Consider the following 26173-nt stretch of genomic DNA (forward strand, 5'->3'; position numbering starts at 1 on the left):
CCGGCCCACGGCGCGCCTTAGTACGTCACATGCGTTTGCCCTGGCTCGAGTCGAGTGCGCATAATGGTGGCTGACCATCTAGAGCGGTCGAGGGACCTGGCCCTGTGACGCCGCAGCAACCATCGACGCAGCACCACCGCTGCAGCGAATGGTGCTCATGCCGGGATCGATGGAGTTGAAGGAGTTCCATGTCTTCTGCCGACCGTCAATTCGGTTTCCGTACCCGCGCCCTGCATGCGGGTGCCACCCCTGATTCGGAGCACGGTTCGCGTGCCGTCCCGCTGTACAACACGACGTCTTTCGTGTTTGAAAACGCGGACGATGCGGCAACGCTGTTCGCGCTGCAGAAGTACGGGAACGTGTATTCGCGTATCGCTAACCCTACGGTTGCGGCGTTCGAGGAACGCGTCGCGTCCCTTGAGGGCGGTATCGGCGCGGTCGCGACGTCTTCGGGTATGGCCGCTGAGTTCATCACGTTCGCCGCGCTATGCCAGGCGGGCGATCACGTGGTCGCTTCCTCGAAGCTCTATGGCGGGACCGTGACGCAGCTGGATGTCACGCTGCGCCGATTCGGCGTGGAGACCACGTTCATCGACTCAACCGAGGTCGAGGACTTCGCGGCCGCGATCCAACCGAACACCAAGGTCCTCTACACCGAGGTGGTCGCCAACCCGTCCGGTGTGATCACCGACATCGAAGGTCTCGGCGCTCTCGCCCACGAACACGGGATCCCACTGGTTGTGGACTCAACCCTGACCCCGCCATATATTTTCCGTCCGCTGGAACACGGCGCGGACATCGTGATCCACTCGGCGACCAAGTTCCTGGGCGGCCACGGAACCACCCTGGGCGGCGTCGTCGTTGAATCAGGCCGTTTCAACTGGGGCAACGGCAACTTCCCATCCATGACGGAGCCGGTGCCTTCCTACGGTGACTTGTCGTGGTGGGGCAACTTCGGTGAATACGGTTTCCTCACCAAGCTGCGCAACGAACAGTTGCGTGACATCGGCGCATCGCTCGCCCCTCAGTCCGCGTGGCAGTTGCTTATCGGCATCGAAACCCTGCCGCAGCGCATGGATGCGCACATCGCCAACGCCCGCGAGGTCGCGCGTTGGCTGGCTAACGATGACCGCATCGAGTGGGTCTCCTACGCCGGCCTGGAAGACCACGCCTACCACGAGCGCGGCAAGCAGCTCTTGCCGAAGGGCGTGGGCTCCGTGTTCAGCTTTGGTGTCAAGGGTGGGCGCGACGTCGGGGCTGAGTTCATCGCGAACCTGCAGCTGGCAAGCCACCTAGCCAACATTGGTGACGCGAAGACCCTCGTGTTGCATCCGGCATCCACAACGCATCAGCAGCTAAGTAAAGAACAGCTGATTGCGGGCGGGATCGGCGAAGACCTGATCCGTATTTCGGTGGGCCTTGAAGATGTTGAGGACATCATCTGGGACCTCGACCAGGCCCTGGAAGCCGCCGTGAACGGTGCTGCGAACGGGGAGGAAGCGTAATGAGCAACGAAACCACCACAACAGAGGCCAACAGTGCGTGGGTTGGCCCATCAGCCCCGCAACGGTTGAACCTGCTGCGTGCCGCCAAGAGCATCGCGATCGTGGGCGCCTCCACGAACCCCGCGCGTGCCGCGTATTTCGTGGCGACCTACCTGCAGTCCTCCGCCCCCTACAAGCTGTACTTCATCAACCCGCGAGCCACTGAGCTACTCGGGGAGCCCGTGTACCCGAGCCTCGATGACCTGCCGGAAGTGCCCGACATCGTGGTTGCGTTCCGCCGTAACGAGGACCTCCCGAGCGTCGCTGAGGACGCCGTGCGTGTGGGCGCGAAGGTGTTCTGGGCACAGTTGGGCCTGTGGAACGAAGAAGCCGCGCGCATCGCTGAAGCCGGCGGGCTCGCCGCGGTCATGAACCGTTGCGTCAAAATCGAGCACGCACGCTTCCACGGCGGCCTCCACCTTGCAGGCTTCGACACCGGAGTCATCTCCTCCAAACGCCAACTGCGCGCATAACGGTTGCTGTTGCGTCGCTGCGCGGCACGATCGCGCACCGACGCTTGAGGCGCCTGCGCGGCGGCGCGGTGGCGACCGCGTGACCGTCTCACCGCGGCGCCGCGGGGTTGAACGTCCAGCGCGTCGCGGTGGCCGGGAACGGGCGGAACTGGTGCCAGAATAGAGGCATGTCTGCTCGCAACAAGATCCGCTCCAAACTCGGCCTCCCCCTCGTTTCGGGACGTGCCAGTCATAAGCGAACCCCCGTTGCGCCGCCGACCCTGCACGTGGTGAAAGACAACATCCGCGCAGTCTCATTCGATAACGAAGGCGCGTTTCCGCTCACCGGCGGTCACACCATCGAAACAGCTGGCAGGTATTCGGAAGAACACCCTGACCAGGTCGTCGTGATCTCGATGGATAAGCCGACTGATCAGCAGATTGAAGACCTCGCAGAAGCCTGGGATCTTCACCCGCTGCTGCTCGAAGACCTACAGGCCCCATCGCGGCGCGCTAAAGCCGAACGTCAGGGCGACACCCTGTTCGTCGTGACTCACTCTGTTGCCTATCAGGATGACATCGAAGAGGTCGTCTTCGGCGAATTCAACCTGTTGATGCGAGGGAACCAGGTAGCGGTTTTGTGCCAGGATCAGGCCGCGGTGCGAGCCTGGCAGGCGAAAGGTTTCCGGCTCGAACACCGCTTCGGCGAACAGAACGAGCTACTCAAGCACGGCCCGGAAGCCGTGCTGCATGCAGTGCTCGATGCGGTCGTGGACGGATACGGGCCTGTACTGCGTGGCCTGGAAACCGATAAGGAAGAGATTGAACGCCAGGTGTTCTCGGGTGACCCGGCGGCTGCCGAGCGTATTTACCGCTTGTCGCGCGAGATCATCGAGCTACGCCAAATGTCCAACGGGTTAGCGACCGTGATCCGCCGCCTGTTGATCGGAACCACCCGCTATGGGACCGACACCGAGTTGCGTATGTACCTCGATGACGTCTCTGATCATCTCTCCCAGATCATCCCCGACATCGCCGAGCTACGGGACGCGCTGAATCAGATCCTGCAGGTCAACGCGACCTTGGTCTCTCAGCGGCAAAATGAAGACATGAAGAAGATCTCCGGGTGGGCGGCTATCATCTTTGCGCCCACGCTCATCGGTGCGATCTACGGCATGAACTTCACCAACATGCCCGAACTCGAATGGACCTACGGCTACCCGCTCGCGCTCGCGGCCATGTTTGGATTCGCTCTGTTCCTGTTCATCGTCTTCAAAAAGAAAGACTGGATGTAGCGGCGCTGGCTAGCCCTGCCGCGGCTAGCCCGCGGTCAGCGATCAGGCCTTTGGCGCGTCGACCCCTACGCGGCGGTTCTGAAGAACCGGCAGGTATTCTCGCACGCTCTTGACCTTCTTGCGGCCCACTTTGCCTGTGACCAAACCGAATGGCTCGTCCTCAAGATAAGCGACAGGCTGGGCCAGCGGATCCAGGATGACCGAGTAGCCGATCGTCTGGTTCGAGGCCGTACCGGCAGCCGCAACCCATACCGTGTTCTCCACAGCGCGGGCCTTCAGTAGCGTCTGCCAGTGGTCGATCTTGTTCTCGCCCTTATACCAAGCCGCTGGAACCAACAGGACATCAGCGCCAGCCAACGCAAGGTTGCGCGCGAGCTCGGGGAAACGCACGTCGTAGCACGTCATCATCCCGAACGTCAGGTTCCCGTACGTGAACGTAGCGACCTGGTTGGGGTCGCCTGCAGAAATACGGTTGGATTCCTTGAACGTGAACGCGTCATATAAGTGGATCTTGCGGTACGTCTCAAGCTCCTGACCATTCGCATCCACTGCCAAGACCGTGTTGTACGGCTTGCCGGTTTCGTTCGGCTCATAACCACCCACCACAACCGCGATGCTGTGGCTCGCCGCAATCAAACCGACCTGGCGGGCGAAACGCTCCCACCCTTTCTCAACAAGCCCAGCGAAATCATCGCCAGCCTGGACCAGCGAAAGCATCGACTCCTCAGGGAACACGATCATGTCCGCCTTCTCAGAGGCGGCCTGCCGCGCCAACTTATCCAACGTTTCGAGGTTTTCGAAGACATCGGCGGTCGGGCTGAACTGGCCAAGGGAAATCTTCATCGCGTTCTCCTTGCTGTCTGCAACAAGCGGTGTGAGCCCTACTCTACACACCTTCGGATAAAGCACAGCGTGCATAGAAACAAGGTTCTATGCACGCTGGCTTCAGATGCTACTAGCGGTCTCTTTCAAGGCCGGATGAGTGAGCTCAGTTGTCTTCAACCGGGCCGATCAGATCCCGCACCACGATGCTCGCGTCACGGTCCGGGCCTACCCCGATCGCGGAGAAGCGGCAACCCGACATCGCTTCGAGCGCTTCAACGTATTTGCGGGCGTTTTCCGGCAGGTCATCGAGGCTCCGAGCCCCTGAGATGTCTTCGGTCCAGCCGTCAAAGCATTCATAGATCGGCTTGGCGTGGTGGAACTCGGACTGCGTCATCGGTACCTCGTCGTGGCGCACCCCGTCCACGTCGTAGGCGACGCATACCGGGATCTTCTCGATGCCCGTCAGAACGTCGAGCTTGGTCAAGAAGTAGTCGGTGAAGCCGTTGACGCGGGACGCGTAGCGAGCCATAACCGCGTCATACCAGCCGGTGCGGCGCGGACGGCCCGTGTTGACGCCGAACTCGCCACCCACGGTGCGTAGGCGCTCGCCCATATCGTCGAACAGTTCGGTCGGGAACGGGCCGGCACCCACGCGGGTGGTGTAGGCCTTGATGATGCCGATCGAGCGCTGGATGCGGGTCGGGCCGATGCCGGCACCCACCGAGGCGCCGCCGGCGGTCGGGTTCGATGAGGTCACGAACGGGTAGGTCCCGTGGTCCACATCCAAGAAGGTGGCCTGCCCGCCCTCCATGAGCACGACTTTGCCCTCATCGAGTGCCTTGTTGAGTTCCAGCTCAGCGTCGATCACCATCGGGCGCAAACGGTCAGCGAAGCTCAAGAAGTATTCAACAATCTCTTCGACTGTCACGGCACGGCGGTTATAGACCTTGACTAAGAGTTCGTTCTTCTGCCGTAGTGACCCCTCGATCTTCTGGCGCAGAATCGATTCGTCGAAAATGTCCTGGACACGGATGCCGAGGCGGCCGATCTTATCCATGTAGGTCGGGCCGATGCCGCGGCCAGTGGTGCCGATCGCGCGCTTGCCCAAGAAACGTTCGGTGACCTTATCGAGTGTCTGGTGATACGGGGCCACCAAGTGCGCGTTCGCAGAAACACGCAGCCGAGACGTGTCAGCGCCGCGAGCCTCAAGCGCGTCGATCTCCTCGAAGAGCGCCTCAAGGTTCACAACACAACCGTTCCCCAGAACAGGGATCACGTTCGGGGCCAAAATACCTGCCGGGATGAGCTTGAGCTCATACTTTTCACCACCCACCACAACGGTGTGGCCCGCGTTGTTACCGCCATTCGGCTTCACAACGTAATCAACACGACCACCAAGAAGGTCGGTTGCTTTGCCCTTGCCTTCATCGCCCCACTGGGCGCCAACAATAACGACGGCCGGCATGCATCTACTCCTCGCGCACTGTCTCCTAGTGCGTGCTCTAGTGCGTTGGCAGGGAAACCCCCCCATCACCGGGGCCCGCCTCAAGCGAACCCGCCATCTCAAGACACGATGCCGCAAGCAACCCAGCTTGTGGCGCGCACTTTCCCGCGATGAGGGCCTTACTCGCTGATTCTATCAATCCGGCCCCCACACAGCTTGAGCGCGGAGACCAACGTCAGCACAGCAAATAGTGAACCCATCACAGCGACAGGCCACACGTGCCCGCCGGCCATCGTGATCATCGCGGAACCCACCAGCGGCGCCGAACCAGAGAACACCGAGGAGGCGACCTGGTAACTCAACGAAATACCCGTGTAGCGGACCTCGGGCGGGAAAGACTCAGAGAGCAATCCCGCGAGCGCTGAGAAATACAGGGCGTGCGGGATCGTGACCGCAAAAATCCCCGCGACTGCGAGCACAGGGTTACCCGTGCTGATCAAAACGAACATGAGCGGAAGTAACACGATCTCAGGTAGCAGCATCCCAGCTACCGCACGCCGCACCCTGCCGCTTTCCTTCGCGCGATGCACCAGCAACGCACCCAACGGCTGAACACAGAACTGCACGACCAACGCCGCCGTGACCATCGCGAGGAAACCCTGCCGCGTGAACAAGCCAGCGTCCGTGGCCCAGGACAACGCGAGCGTGGCCTTGAAGTACGTGACCGTGGTCGCCAAAACACTCGCGCCCACACCCCACAAAACCATCGCCTTATGTTCACGGAACAAAGTCACGATGGGAGTCTCACGGCGAGCGCGGCCGCTGCCGGTGGCGGGGGTGTTGCTGTTGGCAGTAGCTGGGTTGGCGGCGGGGATGTTGCCGGTTGCGAGGGTGGCGACGTCGTGGCGGTGGAGGTTCCCGCGCATCATCTCCGGGGACTCTTCGACCGAGACCCTGATCCACAACCCGATCGCTACGAGTGCCGCAGAGATCAGGAACGGAACGCGCCAACCCCACGTGAAGAACGCGTCATCCGGCAACATCGCGACGAGCAACCACATGCCGGAGGCGCACAAGTTACCGGCCGGGGAGCCTTGTTGGGCGAAGGCGGCGTACAGGATCCCGCGGTTGCTTGGGGCGTGCTCCGCGGCGAGCACCACGGCCCCACCCCATTCCCCACCCATCGCGATACCTTGCACCAGCCGCAACACGACCAGGGCGGCGGGCGCCCACCAGCCGGCCACATCGTAGGTGGGAAGCAAACCGACCGCGGTGGTGCACCCGCCCATGAGCAACAGGGTGGTGATGAGGGCGCTCCTGCGGCCAAACGTGTCGCCCCAGTGACCGAAGATCACCCCTCCGATCGGGCGGGCGAGGAACCCAGCCCAGAACGTTGCGAACGAGGCCAGGACCCCGAGCTCGCCAGGGAAGAACAGCGGCCCTAAAACCAGCGCGGCCGCTGTCGAATACGTATAGAAGTCATACCATTCGATGGTCGTGCCGATGAACGCCGCGAACCCTGCTTTACGGGCCTGCCGCGTGCGGTGGAGCGCCGGCTTGTCAGTGGCGCGGTTAGTCTTCGAGCCACGCCAAGATTGCATCACGGTCCTCATCTATACCCGGCGGCTCCTTGCGATACGCAGGTTCCGCGTCCGAAAGCCACAACGGCGTGCGCACCGTAGGCACCCCATCGGGCTCCCCCACCGGAGTCATGACCGGCTCCAATCCCAGCGATTCAGCGAAAGCGACACCTTCATCGACCCCGAGGATCGGCGAAGCCGGGAGACCTACCTCGCGCAGTCGTGTGGCCCACTCATCGGCCGTGGCACGTGCGAGCTGCCGCTCAAGCAGGGGCCGCAACGCATCCCGGTTGCGGTTGCGGGCAGGCATCGTCGCGTAGTCCTCGTTCTCCGCAAGCTCAGGCACACCGAGCGCTGTGGCAAGGAGCGCGAACTGGCGGTCATTACCAACACAAATCACCACGTGCCGGTCCGAGCACATGAACGGGCCGTATGGGAAGAGGCTCGGGTGGTCGTTGCCCATCCGGAACGGGACAGCGCCCGCGCCGACGAAGCCCGAGGTTTGATTCGCAAGTCCAGACAGCGCAGAACTCAGCAGGTTGACTTCGATATGCTGGCCGCGGCCGGTCTGTTCTCGCTGGCGGAGGGCGGCGAGGACGCCGACGGCGGCGTGAAGGCCAGCCATAATGTCGAAGATCGCGACGCCACCGCGCTGCGGATCGCCATCCGGCTCCCCGGTCAGCGACATGAACCCAGAGGTCGCTTGAGCGAGCAGGTCGTAGCCGGGCATGTCCGCGCCGCCGCGGGAGCCGAAACCCGTGATGCTCGCATGGACTACGTGAGGATGCTTATCCCTGACGCTCTGCGGGTCCAAGCCGAACTGTTTGAGCCCGCCAGGGCGGAAGTTCTCCATGAAAACATCGGCCTTGGCCACGATGCGGTGGGCGATTTCGAGGTCGTGGGCGTCTTTGAGGTTCAGGGCGATCGCATGCTTATTGCGGTTGACGCCCAGATAGTAGGTCGCTTCGCCGTCGCGGGCCGGCGGCTGCCACGTGCGGGTGTCATCCCCGCTGGGAGACTCAACCTTGATGACGGTGGCGCCGAGGTCAGCGAGCAACATCGTCGCGTACGGACCCGCAAGAATCCGCGTGAAATCCGCGACAACCAAGCCCTCCAAGGGGCCGCTCACCCTACCCGCATCTGCTGTGACCATAGTCACATGATTATCACGGGCGAAACCAGGCTGTCCAGCATCTAGCCGTCGCCCGCGCGGCGGTGGAGCGCACGGCAGTCAGCGCAGCGGCGGAGCGCGGGGGCGGTGGAGCGCGACCGGCGCGGCGAGCCGCACCCGCGCACAGCCAGCCCCGGCTTTCGGCCGCACGGCATCCGGTGGCAAGATGGAACCTGAGATGTGACCCACGCAACATAACAGTTTGCGGGAGGCCGCATCGTGCGCTGACCACCAACGCAACCAACCATCAACGCAACCGCCGCGGCGCAGCAAGTGCCGCATCGGCATCATCACGGAAGGAAACCCATGCCACGCAACCAGACAGACCTCATGAATATTGACGGGATGCTGAGTGAAACCGAACGTGAAACCCGCGACCGCGTGGCAGCTTTTGTGGACGCCGAGATCCGGCCGAACATTGCTGAGTGGTTCGATTCGGCTACGCTTCCGGTGGAGTTGTTGCCGAAGATGGCGGCGGAAGGCCTGTTCGGGATGCACTTGAACGGTTACGGGTGCGCGGGGAGGTCCGCGGTCGAGTACGGGCTTGCGATGCAGGAGCTAGAGGCCGGGGATTCTGGTTTGCGCACTGTGGTTTCGGTGCAGGGTTCGCTTGCGATGTCCGCGATCTATAAGCACGGCTCCGAGGAACAGAAACGGCAGTGGCTACCGCGAATGGCCGCGGGTGAGGTGATCGGCTGCTTCGGGTTGACGGAGCCGACCGCGGGGTCTGATCCGGTTTCGATGCTCACCCGTGCCCGCTGGGTTGATGGCGAGTGGGTTCTGGATGGCGCTAAGCGGTGGATCGGTTTGGCATCCCTAGCGCAGGTTGCAGTGATTTGGGCGCACGTGAGCAACGAGGACGCCGCGGCCGCTGGCGTTTTGGATGAGGCCCGCGTGAAGCCGGGGGTGGACTCGATGGTGCGCGGATTCATTGTGCCGACTGATTCCGATGGGTTTGTGGCGACCCCGATCACGCAGAAGCTTTCGATGCGCGCCTCACTTCAGTGCGACATTACCCTGGATGGGGTGCGGGTTGGCGCGAATGCTTTGCTGCCTGGCGCTCAGGGGTTGAGTGGCCCGCTCGCGTGCCTGAACGAGGCGAGGTACGGGATCGCGTGGGGCGCGATGGGGGCCGCGAGGGATTCGATTGAGGCTGCGCTGGGGTATGCGTTGGAGCGTGAACAGTTCGGGCGGCCGCTCGCGGCGTTCCAGTTGACGCAGGAGAAGCTCGCCCGGATGACGGTCGAGCTGAATAAGGGCCAGTTGCTGGCGTTGCAGTTGGGGCGGGCGAAGGATGAGGGGACGTTGGAGTTCCACCAGATTTCGGTTGCGAAGCTCGCTAACGTCAAGACCGCGATCGAGATCGCACGCGAGGCCCGCACCGTGTGTGGCGGCAACGGGATCACGCTCGATTATTCGCCGCTGCGCCACGCGAACAACCTCGAATCAGTGCGCACCTACGAAGGCACCGACGAGGTGCACACGCTCATCATCGGTCAAAAGCTCACCGGAATCAGCGCATTCGCGAACTAGCGAGCTGAGCGGGGCGGCCGGACCAGGGCGGCCGGGACAGTAGCCGGCGGGGCGGCGCTGTACGGCGCCGCCCCACCTGGTTTAAGCATCTTCGGCACCGAAATTGCTGTAAAAAAATTAATGCCATCGCATAAATTTGCAGCAATTTCGGTGCCGAAGGTGAGAAAGGCGGTTATTCGGCGGCGAGTTTCGCTTCCGCTTCGGGGTCGGCATCCCGCAAGAAGTCACCGATACGCTGAACCTCGTCCACCTCGCCAATCCGCTCGGCAGCGAGCTTCAACTGGTACAAGCAGCGCAAGAATCCACGGTTCGGTTCATGCTCATAAGGAACCGGGCCCTGACCCTTCCAGCCAGCGCGACGCAACGCATCCAAGCCACGGTGATAACCCACCCGGGCGAACGCATACGCCTCAATATCGCGGCCATCGGCAGCAGCATCCTCAGCGAGCAAAGCCCACGGAAGCTGCTCGGCAGGGAACTGACGCACCAAATCCTCGGCCTCATCGCCGGCATCGTAGCGGGCAACCAGCTCAGGGTTTTCAGGGATCCGCGTCTCCGGGATCCCCAGCAAGTTACGGCCGATCATTACTTGATCGCCTTCCCGGCGGAACCGAGGTCCTGGCACGCCTCAACCACGCGGGCCGCCATCGATTTCTCTGCCGCGGCACCCCACGAGCGAGGGTCATACAGTTTCTTGTTGCCGACCTCGCCGTCGATCTTGAGCACGCCATCGTAGTTGCGGAACATGTGCTCAACCACGGGGCGAGTGAACGCGTACTGGGTGTCGGTGTCGATGTTCATCTTGATCACGCCGTAGGACACCGCGTCAGCGATCTCCTGTTCGGTGGAGCCGGAACCGCCGTGGAACACGAGGTCGAACGGCTTATCCTTGCCCAGACGGTTGCCGATTTCGTCCTGGATTTCCTTCAACAGCTCAGGGCGCAATTTGACGTTACCCGGCTTATAAACACCGTGGACGTTACCGAAGGTCAACGCCGTCATGTAGCGGCCGTATTCGCCGGAGCCGAGCGCTTCAACAGTTTCTGCGGCGTCTTCGATGGTTGTGTAGAGCTTCTCGTTGATCTCGTTTTCAACGCCGTCTTCTTCGCCACCAACAACGCCGATCTCAACTTCGAGGATCTGCTTATTCGAGGCGGTCAACGGGAGCAGTTCACGCGCGATGCGCAGGTTTTCGCTCAGCATCTCAGCGGAGCCGTCCCACATGTGGGAGTTGAACAGCGGGTCGCGGCCGGCCTGAACTTCTGCCTTGGAGGCTTCGATGAGCGGCATAACCCACGAATCGATCTGCTCACGCGGCGCGTGGTCGGTGTGCAGCGCGACGGTGATCGGATAGTTCTTCGCAACCTCACGCACGTACGCGACGAAAGCGAGGGAACCTGCGATGCGGTCCTTCACGGTGGAGCCGGAGAAGTACTGCGCGCCACCGGTGGAGATCTGCAGGATCCCGTCAGAACCTGCTTCCGCGAGACCGGCAAGCGCCGCGGAAACCGTCTGGGAGCTGGTCACGTTGAACGCAGGGTAAGCGAATCCGCCGGCTTTGGCGGTGTCGAGCATCTGGTTGTACTGGTCCGGTGTTGCAACACCCATGTGGGCTCCTTCTATATAGGGGCTGGCGCGGCTGGTTCGGCGTGCGATGCGCAGGCCAGCGTGGTCTTGCGTGCCGGCTAGCGTGCGCGCACGTAACGGTTCCGCTGGTAGGCGGTGCCGCCGTCTTCCTCTATGCTACCGACCCGCGGTGTTGCGTGCGCTGTGTTGAGGGGTTGCGGCCGCGGTGCGGGGGCAGGTGCCGCACCGCGGGGCGGGTTACTGTTTGCGGCACGGGCTGGCGGTTAGGGGTGTTGGTTGAAGACGTGTTGGCGGATCCAGGCGTGCATCGCGATACCGCTGGCGACTCCGGCGTTGATGGAGCGGGTTGAACCGAATTGTTCGATGGAGAGGGTGTCGACCGCGGCGGTGCGCATCTCTTCGGAGAGTCCCGGGCCTTCTTGGCCGAACACGAGCACGCATCGTTCCGGGAGGCTGTAGGTTTCGAGTTGGACGGAGTCGGGGAAGATGTCGATCCCGAGGATCGGGATGTTTTCTTGCCGGGCCCAGGTCACGAAGTCTTCGACGGTGGGGTGGTGCATGACGGTCATGTAGCGGTCGGTGACCATGGCGCCGCGGCGGTTCCAGCGGCGGCGGCCTACGATGTGCACGGCGGCCGCGTTGAACGCGTTGGCGTTGCGTACCACGGTGCCGATGTTGAAGTCGTGCTGCCAGTTTTCGATGGCGATGTGGAGTGGGTGGCGGCGAGAATTGAGGTCGGCGACGATCGCGTCGTGCTTCCAGTACCGGTATTGGTCGAGAACGTTGCGGCGGTCGCCGTGAGCGAGGAGTTCGGGGTCCCAGTGGGCGCCTTTAGGGTGGGGACCTTCCCACGGGCCGACACCGACGACGTGCTCAGGTGTTTCGGGGCTGTTGTTCTGGCTCGGGGTGCTGTTTTCGCTCGGGGTTTGGTTCTCGCTCACGAAACACAACTGTACGTCCCCAGTTTTAATCTTGGGCAACGTAATTGCTGAAATAACGTTCCCCGGCGCAGCTACTGACATAACCTTTAGCAACGTGAGTGCTGCTATTTGCATCTTCGGCAACACCAGTGTTGCTATTTCGATGCCCCTGCCCGCATGGTTTAACCTTCGGCATCACTAGTGTTGTTATTTCTCGCGGCCGCTTCCGTTGCGGTGCGCCCGTCGCGCTCCCCCACGGTTGCGTCGCCCTGCCCTCCGCTGCCGTTGCCCTCCGGCACCGCTGCCACCAGCGGCCGTGGCGGCCGCCCCAGCCGCCACCCTTCCGGCGCCGGCTGGCACACACCGTCTGGCGAAATAACTACAATTCTTGTGCCGAAGGTTAATCTCTCGGTCGTTAAGCCTTAGATGTTCGTCCGTTACGCCTTAGACGTTGGGGTTACCGTCGTGCCCCTCGAGCAGGGTCGCGAAGTCCACCACGTGGGTCAGCTCATTCCCGGATGTCCGTTGACGTCCGCGCTTCCCAGCTGGCTGTTGCATTGCCGTGAAACCAGCAACTGTGTTGCCGAAACTCATCATCGCTTGGGTGAGCTCATCCGCTGCCTGCGCAATACGTCCGGCAAGGCCCTTCCCCGTTTCCGTCCCGAAGTCTTCGGTCGCCGCGAACACACCGGTCGGGACCACTGTGGCGTGCAGGTAGGCGAACATCGGGCGCATCGCGTGGTCGATCACCAGCTGATGCCGCGGCGTCCCCGCCGTCGCCGCCGCCAGCACCGGCACGCCCCGCAGCGTATCCACATCGAGCGAATCAAACAGCATCTTGAACAGCCCCGACATGCTCGCGGTGAACACCGGCGTCACCGCAACAACCCCATCGGCCGCAGCAAGCTTTTCGCGAACTTCAGCCAGCTTCGGCGTCAGCATCCCGCCGGTCAGCATCGTCTGCGTGAGGTCTTGGGCGATCTCACGAACCTCGATGACCTCCGCCTCAACGTCCTCGCCGCGCGCGGTCACCGCGGCACGGACGGCGTTGACGATCTGATCGGCCAAAAGCCTGGTGCTCGATGGCTGCGATAGCCCAGCTGTTACTGCAACGAGTTTCAGTGCCATGTCTCCCCCTCTGCCACGTCTGTCTTCCTAGCTGTCGTTCTCTGCCGCGTGTTCCCGCTTCGCAGCTTCCGCCGCGCGGGCCACCGGCGAGGAAATCACCTGGTGGTAGTCATGATCCTTCGGTAGGGCGGCGAGCTCTTCGTGGCTTGGCGCGCGGGACGGAACACCGGCGGGGCGGCGCGTCTCGAATTCACGGCGGAGCACGGGCACGATCTCGCGGCCGAGGATCTCGATCTGCTCCAGGACCACCTCTTCCGGCAGGCCTGCGTGGTCGATCAGGAAACCTTGCCGCTGGTAGTCGCCCACCGCATCGGCGAATCCGAGCGTCCGTTCGATCACGTGCTCCACGGTGCCGACGGTCAGCGGTGTATCCCGCGTGAACTCTTCAAGGGACGGCCCGTACCCGTAAACCGGCGCGTTGTCGAAGTATGGCCGGAAGAACTCTTTGGCTTTCTTCTCGGTTTCGCCTACGAAGATGTGGCCGCCCAGGCCTACGATGGCTTGCTCGACTCCGCCGTGACCGTAGTGTTCGTAGCGCTCGCGGTAGAGCTGGACCATGGAGGCGGTGTGTTCCATGGTCCAGAAGATGTTGTTGTGGAAGAAACCGTCGCCGTAGAAGGCTGCTTGTTCGGCGATTTCTGGGGAGCGGATGGAGCCGTGCCACACGAACGGCGGGGTGTCGTCGAGCGGGCGGGGCGCGAGCGTGAAGCCGTGGAGTGGTGTACGGAATTTCCCTTCCCAGTTCACGGTTTCTTCGCGGAAGAGTTTGCGTAGCAGGTGGTAGTTCTCGATCGCGAGTGGGATGCCTTGTCGGATGTCTTTACCGAACCACGGGTAGACGGGGCCGGTGTTGCCGCGGCCCATCATGAGGTCGATGCGGCCGCCGGAGACGTGCTGCAGCATCGTGTAGTCCTCGGCGATGAGGACGGGATCGTTGGTGGTGATGAGGGTTGTTGAGGTGGTGAGTTTGATGCGTTCGGTTTTCGCGGCGATGTAGGCGAGGGTGGTGGTTGGTGATGACACGACGAAGGGTGGGTTGTGGTGCTCGCCTTGTGCGAAGAAGTCGAGGCCGACTTCTTCGGCTTTGATTGCGTATTTCTGGATGGACCGGAGCCGTTCGTGCTCGGTTTGGGTTGTGCCGGTGGTTGGGTCCGGGGTGAGGTCTCCGACGGTGAAGATACCGAATTCCATGGTGGTTTCTCCTAGGTGCCGGGGTTCAAACCCCGAACTTTGTTGACGTGTCAAATATATCAACCGTCGGGCATCCCTTTTCATTCCCGCTACGCTCAGATTCACGTCAACGGCAGCACAACCAAGGAGGCTACCTCGGGTCAGCCCGAGGGGCCGGACAACTTTTCTCAAACCATGGCAATAAAACCTTGACCTGAGATGCCCCCTATGCAACTATTTACTTATCGCTGTGAGACATAGCACAGTCGATTTATGTGGCAGTAATCTTGAGGAGAATACAAATGAGCAAACCAGCAGAAATTGCAGCACAACTTGCAAACAACAAGCTCCGCACTTTTGCGCAACTAATGACAGCTTGGAACCACGGATCAAATAGCCCTCAGTAAAAGCCGCGGTGAAACGTTGATTAGCATTTCCGATCACATTGCGGAACTTAGGCAAGCCCTCAAATATCGACGCCATTCACCCGCTTTCCTCGAGCGCTCAAATCTCATCTTGGACTCACTGCAACCGCCGGAACCGCGTGCACCTCAATGGAGGAGTCTTGCAACGCCAGTAATCAGTAATGATCTGGGTGTCCGGCGGTTCAGTGACTTCAGGATTTTCTATTTAGAACATTGCAAAATCGCTTCCGTTGATCCGATAGAGGGTGACACAATCACTTCATGGATAACGGAAGACAGGAAGAGATTTAGCACTCGAGCAGATGCGGCTATTACATTTTTCGGCGATTACGCTTGCGTGGCAAAAGCGATAACTGATATTGGCGAGTGGCTCAAAGAGCACGGGTCGTACCATGACCTCCTACTGTCCGGAACCATACTTGCAGCATTAAGCGAAGCGGAGTCAACCGACTATTTTGCACTAAGCGCACGGAGAGCGGAAGACTCAACCCAACGCTACTTGGCAAACCACCGGTTAGCCGCTTCTCAGTTCAAAAGGTTTGGCCATGTCGATAAAGCTACCGAAGCTTTAGACATGTCCCTAGCCGTGGAAGGCATTCCAGAGCGGCCTCGGCCTCTGGAGAGAGCTCTTAAGCTGAACCTATTAGCGCTGGTCGAACTGAAAGGACCTGACTACTCGAAATCTCTTTCGCTTTTACAAGAAGCGGAGGAGTTACTCAAGCAATTTCTCTCAACAAGTGCGGCCAGCCCACTTGAAGTGTCGATGGGTGCCCGCTATGCAAGCCAAATAGCCATCAACGCCGCTCAAATTCGTGTGCTGCAGGACGACTTTGCTGGCGCAGTCAAGAAACTTCGAGATAACTGCGGATTCGTCGCGAAAACGGCTCCGGAGTATCTCGCAGAGGCATTATCTGAACTTTCGTGCGCCCTCTACTACTCGGGAGATTACCGCGGCGCGATATCTGTCGCCGGACATGCATTCGGTAGGCTTTTCTTCCTTGGTGCAGTCAACTCAATGAACACCTTACGGAAGATCGTCGTCGCATCCTATCATTCCCTTGGCGCCGAAGAAGCTGCAGAGGCAGTCGCACGAACACTAGAAAGAGACCCTCTGGGTTTCTTAGATTTTGGGCTTGGCGAAGTAAACATAGGAGAAGAACATTTCTACTGATTCAAAAGTTCCCGCTCTGGAGTTCCGCAACGTTTCGCGGACGTATGACAAGGGGAAGTTCACTGCGGTCAGCGAGGTTTCACTCACCGTTGAACCTGGCCAGATCCATGCACTCATCGGGCCGAACGGCGCAGGAAAAACCACCTTGGTGAAGATGGCCGCTTCCATCCTGGACCCAAGCCAGGGTGAGGTCATCGTCAACGGCCACAACGCCACAACACATTCACAGCAGGCCCGCCGCGACGTCGGACTCGCCCTCGGCGGCGAACTCGGCTTCTACCCTAGGGCGAGCGCTATCAAGAACTTGCGTTTCTTCGCCAACGTCGCAGGCATCCCATCGAAAAACATTCCTGCAGAGACTGAAAGAGTTCTTGAGGCTGTCGGTTTATCTAAAAATGGTAACCAGAAAGTCAATTCATTCTCGCGAGGAATGGTGCAGCGTCTTCATATCGCCCGCGCACTTCTGGGGCACCCGGCCCTGCTTGTCATGGATGAGCCAACGAACGGACTCGACCCAGACATCGCGCTTTCCATCCGTACCCTACTGAAGGATCTCGCGAACAACGGGCACGCCGTCTTTCTCACCAGCCACACGATGTCTGAAATCGAGGACGTGTCCCATGTCATTTCGGTCATCGGTGCCGGCCGCATCCACTTCACGGGCGGACTCACGGAAGTCGTGAATTACGCAGGTGTCACCGCTACAACCACTGCAACGATCCACGCGCGCAACAAGGACATTGTTGAGACGCTGCGCTCCCAGCCGCATGTGAAGGAGCTGCGTCAGTCCCCGAAAGGTGCACGTTGGGGACTCACTGTTTTCTGGGAAAGCAGCCAAACGCCCGCACAGATTCAAGCTGAAGTGCAGCGTATTTTCCGGGAACACAGCATCGAAATACCGAACGATTTAGTAACGAGGCAACCCACGCTTGAGGAAGCCTATTTGTCATTGGCAGGTGAGCTCAAACGCCCATGATGCGCTACTTCCGTATGGTTGCTTTCCACCTGGGCGAGTTCGCTCGGGTTCCGTTTTTCGTTTCACTCATGGCCACATCGACCCTCGGCATTCTCGCTATTCAAGCGCTTGCATACTATGCGTGGGGTGGCGACGCGTGGGTTGCGTGGATGCGTAGCGGCATCGTTGGCATGTGGACCACAACAACTGTTGCCGCGGGAATCCTTGGATTCGAACGGTTCAAAGGCACGCTTGTCCACCTATTCAGTGCACGCATCAGCGTTCTTTCCCCGGCGGCCGCGGTTGTGTCTGCGGCCTCGGTTTTCGGGCTTTTATCCTTCGCGGTCGCTTGGCTCGCGTGGGGCCTACTGTGGATTGCGACTGACGTAGGCCACGGCACTCCCCCGGTTTCAGGGGCGTCAGTTGCGGTCAGCATCCTGTTGCTGTGGGTTTCGTGCCTCAGTATTTCTTTTGTGATTGCAGCGCTTTTCGTGCTAACTCCGAACGCCATTGCATATGAGGAACTTCTTCTGATTCCTGTTTTCATTCTTTCCGGTCTTGTTTTCACTTCTACAGACGCGCCACCGGTATTACACGAGCTGAGCTACATCATTCCGCTGTCAGCACCAACCCAGGTTTTGTTGGGCCAAATCCCGGAAGGTGAGGTCATGATCCGTCTGCTGATTGGCCTGGGCGTGACAGCGTGCTGGTTCGCCGCATCGCACTGGCTCGGCAAATCAGCTATCCGCAAGGCCCGTTCCGCTGGCACATTGGCGGTGATCTAGATGAGTTTCACATCTCGTTTTGGAGCCGCGTTCCGGGTTTCTTTGGCGTCATCGATTGCGTACGCGACCGTCGGAACCTTGCTGGTCTCGATGCTTGCGATCCCGTTGCTAGAGATTCTGTTCAGTGTTCTGCTCGCCAAAGACGTCGGGTCCATGGATGTGCTGCGTACCGCGTATGCGTCCACGCTGGTGGGCATCGGTTTGGGCGTGTGTTCCGGGGTGGTTTCCAAAACCGCGACCGACCGGAACCTCGGAGTCTTCCAGGTTGTGCATGAATACCGGCGGGTGGATCTCGCGTACTGGCTGGCGTCGCTGGTGATGCCGGTACTACTCGCGTTGCCGGCAGGTGTGGCCTCTCTTGCGGTGATCACCGTGATGTCCGGGCACGCTAGCTTTGCGGTGGTGGCGCGACTGGCCTTGTTGGTGGTGTGCGCTGTGCTGGTGGGCGGCTTGTTGGGGATTTCGATGTCGGGTGTTGGCTTGGCGTTGTCTGACCCGTATCAAGGTGCTGCGTTCGCGGGCGCCGTTGTCCCGGTTTTGGCGGGTGTGATTGTGCCAGTCGCGTTGTTCCCGCAATGGCTGGCACCGTTGAGTGCGGTGATCCCGCTGACTGGTGTGGTCGATGCGGTAGGCAGCTTGAACTCGAGTGTGGCGTGGTCTGTGCTTGCGTTCGATGTGGCTCGCGGCTTGGCGTGGGCTGTTTTAGGTTTGCTGATGGTGCAGATCGCTCGTTCGCGGTTGCGTGGAGGCCATAAGTTCAGCGTCATCTAGCCCAGCCTTTTAATCTTGGACAACGAAATTGCTGAAATAACATCAAGCCGACTGAGTGCCGAAATAACCTTCGGCAACATGTGTGCTGTTATTCCACGGCCAGCCCCGCCCCGTGTTTAACCTTCGGCATCGTGAGTGCTGTTATTTTTCTGCCGTAACCATCCGCGCATATAACCGGCACATAAAACGTGGCTGCCGCCCCGGCAAAGGGGCGGCAGCCACGTTTTATTTCGACACTCTCGATGCTAAAGGTTATTCAGCACTTACAGGTCTTAACGTTTTTCGACACTCTTGTTGCTAAAGGTTTAGAGGCCGAGGTCGTGTTTGCTGAACAGCGCAATGTACGGCACGCCGGCTTCTTCTTTGATGCGTTCGGCCGCGCCGGTGTCCCGGTCAACGATCACCGCTACCGCGACCACGTTGCCGCCCGCTTTCCGCACCCCTTCCACTGCCGTGAGGGCGGAGCCGCCGGTCGTGGATGTGTCTTCGACGATCAGCACGTCGCGCCCCTCAACGCCCGGCCCTTCAACCTGCCGACCCATGCCGTAGTCTTTCGCGGCTTTCCGCACCACGAACGCATCAATCTCACGCCCGGCTTCCCGTGCCGCGTGCATGATCGCGGTACCTACGGGGTCAGCACCCATGGTGAGCCCACCGGCTGCCGCAAAGCTCACACCGGCGTCGTCGCATGCTGCCAACAGTTGGCGGCCAATCAAGATCGAGGCTTCGTGATGCAGCGTCACCCGGCGTAGGTCGACGTAGTAGTCGGCTTCTTTCCCGGAAGAGAGGATCACTTTGCCTCGCACCACGGCGAGGTCGCTGATGAGCTGCTGCAGGCGTGCGCGTTCGTTGCTGGTCATGTTCCTTAGTTTAGGTGCTGCACCGGTTTTTGCTCATTTCCCTCACGCCTTATTCCCCGTATTCTGGGGTTAGTTGTTTCTTGGGTTAGTCGATTCTGGGATTCGTTCCGTTTTTGGGGGTCTTCGATGTCTCTTCCTACTCCTCCTGGGCCTGCCGGTCAGGATGTGGAACCGTTTGACGCGGCTCCTGCCGAGCTTGATGTTCCTGCGCCGCAGTCTTCGTGGGAGCCCACGGACTGGGAACCGACTGATTGGGAACCTGATTCCGATGCGGTTGATGCCGCTATCGCGAAACGTCTCGGTGTGGATTCTGAGGACATTTATGCGGCTGTTCGTGCCGCTGAGCAGCAGGCTGATGCGATCGCGGATCCGCATGTTCGCGCGGCTGAACCGGTGATTCCCGCGCCGCAGGTTCCCGACGAGGTCGGCCTGGATGCCCCGGTTTCGGAGAAGGTTTCGATGCGCGGCGTGGTTGAGGCCGCCGCTGCCGAGGTTGGGCAGGAGATCGCCCACGGCACAGTTGGGTCTGACGCCGGCTCGGTTGATGGGCCAGCGGCTCCCGATGCGCCAGCGGCTCCCGATGCGGACCCAGCCCCCGCGGTCCCTCACTCGGACCAAGCTGACGTTCCGGACCCAGCGCCCGCATCGCCCGTCACGTTGCCTCCTCCGCCGGCCCCGCCAGAGAACGCGACACCGGAAGCGGACACCGCAACATCCGCGGTCGCAGAGCCAGCAGAAAACACAACACCGCCAGAGAACACTGCACAGGAAGGTTCAGCCCCGCGCGGCTTCCTGCCGCCGCCACCGGCGCCACCGGCATCGTAAACCCAGCACCGCCACCCCATCCACACCTGCACCCCACGGACTAAGCTGGGTTTATGAGGTCTCTGCAGCAACAAATCATCGCTGAAATGGGTGTGAAGCCGAAGATTGATGCGGCTCAGGAGGTTGAGGATCGCGTCCAGTTTTTGGTGGATTATGCCCGCTCGGCTCATGCGCGCGGCTATGTTCTAGGTATTTCAGGCGGGGTTGATTCCTCGCTCGCGGGCCGTCTAGCGCAGCTCGCGGTGGAGCGGCTTCGCGCCGAGCACAACACTGACGCCACCTTCACTGCGGTTCGGTTGCCGTTCGAGGTTCAAGCTGATGAGGCTGATGCGCAAGCGGCGATGGATTTCATACAGCCCGATGACCCTCACACAGTGGACATCGCGCCGGGGGTCGTTGGTCTTGAGGAGCAGATCAAAGCCACCACGGGCGTCCCGCTCACGGATTTCAACCGCGGCAATCTGAAGGCTCGCATGCGGATGGCGACCCAATATGCGCTCGCGGGTGAGCGCGGCCAGCTGGTGGTCGGTACGGATCAGGCGGCTGAATCGACGATGGGGTTCTTCACTAAGTTCGGTGACGGCAGTGCCGATGTGCTTCCGTTGGCGGGGCTGACGAAGGGGCAGGTCGGTGAACTGTTGCGCCACCTGGGTGCCCCGCGACGCGTGGTGGACAAGGTCCCAACCGCTGACCTCTTGGACGGCCAGCCGGGCCGGCTCGACGAGGACGAAATGGGCGTCTCCTACGCCCACCTTGACGCCTATCTACGCGGCGAAACCGTCCCCGACGAGACCGCGGAACGCATCGAGGCCGCCTACCTACGTAGCCGACATAAGCGCCGCACCCCAACCACCCCATCGGACACATGGTGGAAGGAATGAGGCGGCGGGACTCAGCCGGTCCAGGACTGAACCTCTAGTGGAACTAGAGCGGCGGCGAAACTGAGCCCCGTCATGGACCGTATCTTTCCACCCCCAGTACTGTTTTTATCGATAATCTAAACAACAACAATCCAATCAATACCAACCTCGTCAACTGCCAGCCGCGCAGGGCAACCACCCACATATGCGGCAGCAGGCATAGACGAACCACCCGGGAGGAACCCATGTCGCAACCGTTTGAGCAGTACAAGGCCGCACGCGACCAGTTGCTGACCTACCGGGAGGACTACGAAAAAGCGCGTGAAACGTTCACGTGGCCGGACATCCCGGGCTTCAACTTCGGGTTCGACTGGTTCGATCAGATCGCGTCCGGCGAGCGCGCGAATGACCCAGCGCTCATCATCGTTGAGGACGATGAGACGCGCACCACGCGCACGTGGGCTGAGCTTTCGGCACGCTCGAATCAGGTGGCGTCATGGTGGGCGCAGCTGGGTGTGAAGTTTGGCGACAAGATCATTTTGATGCTCGGGAACCGGGTCGAGTTGTGGGAGTCGGTTTTGGCTTCGGTGAAGCTCGGTTCGGTTTTGATCCCGACCACTACCCAGATGGTGGGGGCTGATCTTCAGGACCGTATTACGCGTGGCGGTGCGCGTTGGGTCATCGCTGACCACAACGATTTGGAGAAGTTCGCGGACATCGAGGGCGAGTATTCACTGATCGATGTTGATTCGGTGTTCGCTGGGGCTCATCATTGGGCCGATGCGGATGCCGCGCCGGAATCGTTCGTTCCGGAACACAAAGCCACCCGTGACGATTCGATGCTGCTGTACTTCACATCGGGCACCACACAGCAAGCGAAGCTGGTTGAGCACACGCACTATTCATACCCGATGGGGCATCTATCCACGATGTATTGGATCGGGATTGAGCCGGGCGATGTGCATTTGAACGTGGCCTCCCCGGGCTGGGGTAAGCATGCGTGGTCGAATGTTTTCGCGCCGTGGATCGGCGAAGCAACTGTGTACATCTATAACTATGATCGTTTCGATGCGATCAAGTTGATGGAGCACATGTCGGAGGAGTCGGTCACGAGTTTCTGCGCACCGCCAACCGTGTGGCGCATGCTGATCCAGGCTGATTTGACGCGCCTGACGAACCCGCCGAAGAAGCTGGTTTCCGCGGGTGAGCCGCTCAACGCCGTAGTGATCGATACGGTCGCGAAGGCGTGGGGTCAGACGATCCGCGACGGCTTCGGGCAAACCGAATCCACGGTCCAGGTGGCGAACCCTCCGGGTATGCCGGTCAAGATCGGCGCGATGGGGCGTGCGATGCCGGGCTATGAGCCGGTCTTGATCGACACGACCACCGGTGAAGAGGCGCAGCTGGGTGAGCTGTGCCTGCGGCTGGATCCCCGCCCCGGCGGTTTGATGGCCGGCTACTATAACGAGCCGGAACGCACCGAGCGGGCGATGCGCGGCGGCATCTACCATACGGGCGACATCGCTGAGGTCGATGAGCGCGGCATCTACACGTATGTGGGGCGCGCTGACGATGTGTTCAAGTCTTCGGACTACCGTATTTCACCGTTCGAACTGGAGTCTGTCCTGGTTGAGCATCCGGCCGTCGCAGAAGCCGCGGTAGTGCCGTCGCCGGACCCGATCCGTTTGTCCGTCCCGAAGGCCTACATCATCCTCGCTGCCGGGCATGAACCGACCCCGGAAACCGCGGAGGCGATCTTCCGTTACTGCAAGGAAAACGTGCCGCCGTTCCGCCGGATCCGCCGCCTCGAGTTCGCGGATCTACCGAAGACAGTGTCCGGCAAGATCCGCCGCGTTGACCTGCGCAACGAAGAGTCCGAGAAACGCGGCCCCGACGGGCAGCTGCTACCTGACGCGCAAGGCACCGAATACACCGAACGAGACTTCCCGGCGCTAAAGTCGGTCCGGTCTAAGTAGATGCCGATGCGGTCGCGCCCGGTGAAAGTCGGGCGCGCCACGCGCGGGCGTTGATACGGTTGTGTGCGTGAAGATTGCAACGTGGAATGTGAATTCGCTGCGGGCCCGCGCTGACCGTGTTGAGGCGTGGCTTGAGCAGAATGATGTTGATGTTCTGGCCATCCAGGAAACCAAATGCAAGGACGAGAACTTCCCATGGGAGCTGTTCGAGTCGCTCGACTATGATGTGGCGCATTTCGGTTTTTCGCAGTGGAATGGTGTTGCGATCGCGTCCCGTGTGGGGCTCGAGGATGTTGAGCGGACGTTCCCTGGCCAGCCCGCTTTCGGTAAGGGTGGGGTGGATCCTGTTCAGGAGGCTCGTGCGATCGCCGCGACCTGTAACGGTGTGCGCGTGTGGAGCCTGTACGTGCCGAATGGGCGCGCCCTGGACGATGAACACATGCCGTATAAGTTGGAGTGGCTTGCGGAGCTGAACCGTCAAGCGGCCGGCTGGCTGGCGGAGGAGCCGCAGGCTCAGATCGCTTTGACGGGCGACTGGAATATCGCCCCGCGTGATGAGGACGTGTGGGATATGCAGTATTTCCTCGACAACCAGTTGACGCACGTGTCACAGCCTGAACGCGACGCTTTCCATGCGTTCCTGGACACGGGGTTTGTTGATCCGATGCGGAAGCGCCACCCCGGCCCCGGCGTGTTCACCTACTGGGATTACCAGAAGCTACGTTTCCCTAAAGGTGAGGGGATGCGGATTGACTTCCAGCTGCTCTCCCCCGCCTTGGCGGCGCGGGTGACGGATGCGGCAGTCGACCGTGAAGAACGCAAAGGCAAGGGCCCATCGGACCACGCGCCGGTCGTCGTGACGTTGGCTTGAGGTCCTGCTAGGTCTAGCTCTCTGATGGGGACTTTCTCAGACGACAATGCGGGCGGCGGCACTGGCGGCATGGATGGGAACGGCGCCAGCGGGGCCGGCGCGAGCAACAGCGCTGGTGCTGGCGGCACTGATAGCGCCGGCAACTCTGGCGACAACGGCGGCGCGGGCGGGTTTCCGCGTATGCCGGTGGGCGCGCGTCGCAACATGCCTCCCACCGCATATTTGCGCGTGTATTCGCCGTTGGCTAGTTTTGATGATGCTGAGCAGTTGTTGATTGCTACGCCAGGGCACACGTTGGATGCATCGTCTGATGACGAGGCTACGTTGTGGCGTTCTTTGGCGCGTATTTCGCGTCCGCGGGTGGATCCGTTTCCGCATGGGACTGTTGAGCAGTATCGCATGATTGTGCTCGATAGGGAGCATGGCGATGTCGTGATGTTTTGCCCGGCGCAGGAGCCGTTGCGTGCGGGTATCGCTGCGTCTTTGCTGGAGGACTACGTGCCTGAGGACGCTTTAGATGTGTGGTTCCCTCCGGCTTCGGCCGCGGCGCATAGTGAGCGTTTGCAGGAACACGGGATGTGGCTTGCTGAGTCGCCGTTGTACACGCGGATGTCTACGTGGCGGATCCCGTTGAGTTGGTTCGCGTTGTTCCGTTCCGGCGATGAGGAGGAGGTCGTCGAGGGCGAGGATTCGCAGCCGCTCTCGGTTGCGGTTCGGGTTCCTTTGGTGTTGGCTCTGGAGCGGGCGGCGTATGCCGTTGCCGCGTTGTCTTCGATTTCGATGGTCACCGACGATGATGGCTTCGGCGAGGGTGATCCATGGGGCGGCAGTCCTGCAGAGGACGGGGAAGCGGACGAGGACGTCGATGCCACTGGTTTCGTCGACGGTTCTGGCATGGATGATGTCGATGCGGTGGACCCGACTGGGTTGTTGGCTTCGGCTGTGGAGTTGCATGACTGGTTGCAGCAGTTCCATCCGGATTCGGTTGTTGAGTTGGATTATGGTTTGTTGACGGCTAGGGCGTGGCCGGATGATTCGGTTTTGGATGTCGCCGATGGGTTGGATGCGTTGATGGACGCGGACATGGCTGGTGCCGTGGCTGCTTATTTCCGTTTGCGGCGGCGGTGGGATTCGATTTCGATGTGGGCGCACGCGGGTTAGCGACCCCCACATTGTGTAGGGCTAGTCGCTACCCCACGCTTGCGAGGTATGCTTACTTCCCTCGCGGCAAATCTTCGATTGCGTAAAACCCGCATATTCTCCAACCGTCTGCTTTGCGCTCCAAGACCAGAGCGGCATCGTCAGTCCAAGCCGCCTCTATTTTTTGGACTGGTTTTGTTTTCCCGGGCCTGTAGAAGGATTGTTTCTCGACAGGCCAAGTGAACGTCACGTAATAGTTCCCGTTCTTGAGCTTTTATTTGGTATGCGCACGTCTTCTAAACGCACCTTTCCGCCGACCACCCAGGCTTTGTCTTTCTTCATGCGCGAGAAAACTTCGTCCTCGGCTTTACAGTATTGACACTTTGGTGAGGTGATGTCCCAGAATTCTTTCTGGCATGAAGGTGCCTCATTTCGTCCGTGTCGTGTTGTGGTGGGGGTTAGCGTGTTTGGCGGGGTTTGAAGATGGTGAAGTCTTGTATTTTGCAGGTCGGATCGTTGTTGGGGTTGCCTGGTTGGCAGGGGCCGGAGACGTTGACGGACCTCATGCTCCACACCCGTATGTCTAGGGGTGTGGCTTGGGTTTCTAAGGTTCCTGGGATGGTGTCCCAGGTTTCACCGTTATCCAGGGAGTACTTCCCGGCATAGGTCACGGTGGCTTCCACCCGGTAGGTTCCTCGTTTCTGGTACATGTGAGAGGTCGGGGTTTCTTTCTCCCACACATCCGCTTTAGTGGGCAGCATTTTCCCCGCGGTTCTGGAAGTACGGGCTTCCCCGTCTCCGTATTTCCACCGATACTTGATCGGGGTCAGCTCGACGGTGACGTTTTCGTCGAGGACGTCGATGGTTTCCCGCACCACACCACCA

Annotated in this window: 24 protein-coding genes and 1 riboswitch; of the genes, 13 read left to right on the top strand and 11 right to left on the bottom strand. The window is 60.6% G+C overall.

Annotated elements, in window-relative coordinates; all coding sequences use genetic code 11:
• The first annotated feature begins 71 nt into the window (after positions 1 to 71).
• Positions 72 to 176: riboswitch (SAM riboswitch) on the top strand.
• 12 nt (positions 177 to 188) lie between these two features.
• The 3 genes from HMPREF3160_RS02305 (at position 189) to HMPREF3160_RS02315 (ending at position 3291) form a co-directional block, all read left to right on the top strand.
• Positions 189 to 1505: an O-acetylhomoserine aminocarboxypropyltransferase/cysteine synthase family protein gene (locus tag HMPREF3160_RS02305; RefSeq protein ID WP_070506834.1), complete on the top strand. Its 1317-nt coding sequence runs from the start codon at positions 189 to 191 to the stop codon at positions 1503 to 1505.
• Complete coding sequence (locus tag HMPREF3160_RS02310; RefSeq protein ID WP_035756582.1) at positions 1505 to 2017, top strand: CoA-binding protein; 513 nt, start codon at positions 1505 to 1507, stop codon at positions 2015 to 2017. Before HMPREF3160_RS02305 ends, HMPREF3160_RS02310 begins: the two co-directional genes overlap by 1 nt.
• 167 nt (positions 2018 to 2184) lie before the next feature.
• Positions 2185 to 3291 (top strand): magnesium and cobalt transport protein CorA, encoded by a 1107-nt coding sequence (locus HMPREF3160_RS02315; protein WP_035756584.1) that lies wholly within the window; start codon positions 2185 to 2187, stop codon positions 3289 to 3291.
• Between the two features lie 42 nt (positions 3292 to 3333).
• Here HMPREF3160_RS02315 and HMPREF3160_RS02320 read toward each other — a convergent pair whose 3' ends face one another.
• The 4 genes from HMPREF3160_RS02320 to HMPREF3160_RS02335 all read right to left on the bottom strand — a co-directional run bounded on the left by HMPREF3160_RS02320 (position 3334) and on the right by HMPREF3160_RS02335 (position 8293).
• Positions 3334 to 4134: a carbon-nitrogen hydrolase family protein gene (locus HMPREF3160_RS02320; protein ID WP_070491551.1), complete on the bottom strand. Its 801-nt coding sequence runs from the start codon at positions 4132 to 4134 to the stop codon at positions 3334 to 3336.
• A gap of 145 nt (positions 4135 to 4279) precedes the next feature.
• Positions 4280 to 5581 carry an adenylosuccinate synthase gene (locus HMPREF3160_RS02325; protein ID WP_070506835.1) on the bottom strand — a complete coding sequence of 434 codons (1302 nt, stop codon included), beginning with the start codon at positions 5579 to 5581 and terminating at the stop codon, positions 4280 to 4282.
• A gap of 158 nt (positions 5582 to 5739) precedes the next feature.
• Complete coding sequence (locus HMPREF3160_RS02330; RefSeq protein ID WP_070506838.1) at positions 5740 to 7161, bottom strand: MFS transporter; 1422 nt, start codon at positions 7159 to 7161, stop codon at positions 5740 to 5742.
• Entirely contained in the window at positions 7133 to 8293 is a 1161-nt protein-coding gene (locus HMPREF3160_RS02335; protein ID WP_070506840.1) for a CaiB/BaiF CoA transferase family protein, read from the bottom strand. The genes HMPREF3160_RS02330 and HMPREF3160_RS02335 overlap by 29 nt, the downstream gene beginning before the upstream one ends.
• A 324-nt stretch (positions 8294 to 8617) precedes the next feature.
• On the opposite strand from HMPREF3160_RS02335, the gene HMPREF3160_RS02340 reads away from it, so the two are divergent.
• Positions 8618 to 9844: an acyl-CoA dehydrogenase family protein gene (locus HMPREF3160_RS02340; RefSeq protein WP_070506844.1), complete on the top strand. Its 1227-nt coding sequence runs from the start codon at positions 8618 to 8620 to the stop codon at positions 9842 to 9844.
• A 172-nt stretch (positions 9845 to 10016) separates the two neighbouring features.
• Here the strand turns inward: HMPREF3160_RS02340 and HMPREF3160_RS02345 are convergent, their stop codons facing one another.
• The 5 genes from HMPREF3160_RS02345 to HMPREF3160_RS02365 form a co-directional block, all read right to left on the bottom strand.
• On the bottom strand, positions 10017 to 10430 hold the full coding sequence (locus HMPREF3160_RS02345; RefSeq protein WP_070506846.1) for a DUF3151 domain-containing protein: 414 nt from the start codon (positions 10428 to 10430) through the stop codon (positions 10017 to 10019).
• Positions 10430 to 11452: a class II fructose-bisphosphate aldolase gene (gene fbaA / locus HMPREF3160_RS02350; RefSeq protein ID WP_070506849.1), complete on the bottom strand. Its 1023-nt coding sequence runs from the start codon at positions 11450 to 11452 to the stop codon at positions 10430 to 10432. The genes HMPREF3160_RS02345 and fbaA overlap by 1 nt, the downstream gene beginning before the upstream one ends.
• Before the next feature lie 242 nt (positions 11453 to 11694).
• The gene (locus HMPREF3160_RS02355) at positions 11695 to 12372 is read right to left on the bottom strand and encodes a TrmH family RNA methyltransferase (RefSeq protein ID WP_256173826.1); all 678 of its coding nucleotides are present in this window, start codon (positions 12370 to 12372) and stop codon (positions 11695 to 11697) included.
• 423 nt (positions 12373 to 12795) lie between these two features.
• On the bottom strand, positions 12796 to 13479 hold the full coding sequence (locus tag HMPREF3160_RS02360; RefSeq protein WP_070506851.1) for an FMN reductase: 684 nt from the start codon (positions 13477 to 13479) through the stop codon (positions 12796 to 12798).
• Between the two features lie 27 nt (positions 13480 to 13506).
• On the bottom strand, positions 13507 to 14670 hold the full coding sequence (locus tag HMPREF3160_RS02365; RefSeq protein ID WP_070506854.1) for a CE1758 family FMN-dependent luciferase-like monooxygenase: 1164 nt from the start codon (positions 14668 to 14670) through the stop codon (positions 13507 to 13509).
• Between the two features lie 495 nt (positions 14671 to 15165).
• On the opposite strand from HMPREF3160_RS02365, the gene HMPREF3160_RS02370 reads away from it, so the two are divergent.
• From HMPREF3160_RS02370 to HMPREF3160_RS02385, 4 genes are read left to right on the top strand one after another with little or no spacing between them, the layout of a single operon-like run.
• On the top strand, positions 15166 to 16245 hold the full coding sequence (locus HMPREF3160_RS02370) for a hypothetical protein (RefSeq protein WP_141739791.1): 1080 nt from the start codon (positions 15166 to 15168) through the stop codon (positions 16243 to 16245).
• 16 nt (positions 16246 to 16261) lie between these two features.
• Entirely contained in the window at positions 16262 to 17221 is a 960-nt protein-coding gene (locus HMPREF3160_RS02375; RefSeq protein WP_070506859.1) for an ABC transporter ATP-binding protein, read from the top strand.
• On the top strand, positions 17218 to 17985 hold the full coding sequence (locus HMPREF3160_RS02380) for an ABC transporter permease (protein WP_070506861.1): 768 nt from the start codon (positions 17218 to 17220) through the stop codon (positions 17983 to 17985). The genes HMPREF3160_RS02375 and HMPREF3160_RS02380 overlap by 4 nt, the downstream gene beginning before the upstream one ends.
• On the top strand, positions 17986 to 18756 hold the full coding sequence (locus HMPREF3160_RS02385; protein WP_070506864.1) for a hypothetical protein: 771 nt from the start codon (positions 17986 to 17988) through the stop codon (positions 18754 to 18756).
• A gap of 305 nt (positions 18757 to 19061) precedes the next feature.
• Here HMPREF3160_RS02385 and pyrE read toward each other — a convergent pair whose 3' ends face one another.
• On the bottom strand, positions 19062 to 19616 hold the full coding sequence (pyrE, locus tag HMPREF3160_RS02390; protein WP_035756624.1) for an orotate phosphoribosyltransferase: 555 nt from the start codon (positions 19614 to 19616) through the stop codon (positions 19062 to 19064).
• Between the two features lie 126 nt (positions 19617 to 19742).
• On the opposite strand from pyrE, the gene HMPREF3160_RS02395 reads away from it, so the two are divergent.
• The 5 genes from HMPREF3160_RS02395 to HMPREF3160_RS02415 all read left to right on the top strand — a co-directional run bounded on the left by HMPREF3160_RS02395 (position 19743) and on the right by HMPREF3160_RS02415 (position 25309).
• A complete protein-coding gene (locus HMPREF3160_RS02395) occupies positions 19743 to 20441 on the top strand; it encodes a hypothetical protein (protein ID WP_141739792.1) in 699 nt (232 codons plus the stop codon).
• 53 nt (positions 20442 to 20494) lie between these two features.
• Positions 20495 to 21322, top strand: coding sequence for an ammonia-dependent NAD(+) synthetase (gene nadE, locus HMPREF3160_RS02400; protein ID WP_070506869.1), 828 nt, complete (start codon positions 20495 to 20497; stop codon positions 21320 to 21322).
• Positions 21323 to 21546: 224 nt separating this feature from the next.
• The gene (locus tag HMPREF3160_RS02405; protein ID WP_070506871.1) at positions 21547 to 23277 is read left to right on the top strand and encodes an AMP-binding protein; all 1731 of its coding nucleotides are present in this window, start codon (positions 21547 to 21549) and stop codon (positions 23275 to 23277) included.
• A gap of 67 nt (positions 23278 to 23344) precedes the next feature.
• On the top strand, positions 23345 to 24148 hold the full coding sequence (locus HMPREF3160_RS02410) for an exodeoxyribonuclease III (protein ID WP_070506874.1): 804 nt from the start codon (positions 23345 to 23347) through the stop codon (positions 24146 to 24148).
• Positions 24149 to 24172: 24 nt separating this feature from the next.
• Positions 24173 to 25309: a DUF8083 family protein gene (locus tag HMPREF3160_RS02415; protein ID WP_070506877.1), complete on the top strand. Its 1137-nt coding sequence runs from the start codon at positions 24173 to 24175 to the stop codon at positions 25307 to 25309.
• Between the two features lie 437 nt (positions 25310 to 25746).
• On the opposite strand, the gene HMPREF3160_RS02420 is transcribed toward HMPREF3160_RS02415, so the two are convergent.
• Positions 25747 to 26173, bottom strand: a 427-nt coding sequence (locus HMPREF3160_RS02420; protein ID WP_370977371.1) for a PKD domain-containing protein, incomplete at its 5' end; no start/stop codon positions are given.

Origin of the sequence: Arthrobacter sp. HMSC06H05 (genome assembly GCF_001807395.1) — a bacterium.
GTDB classification, from domain to species: Bacteria; Actinomycetota; Actinomycetes; order Actinomycetales; family Micrococcaceae; genus Pseudoglutamicibacter; species Pseudoglutamicibacter albus.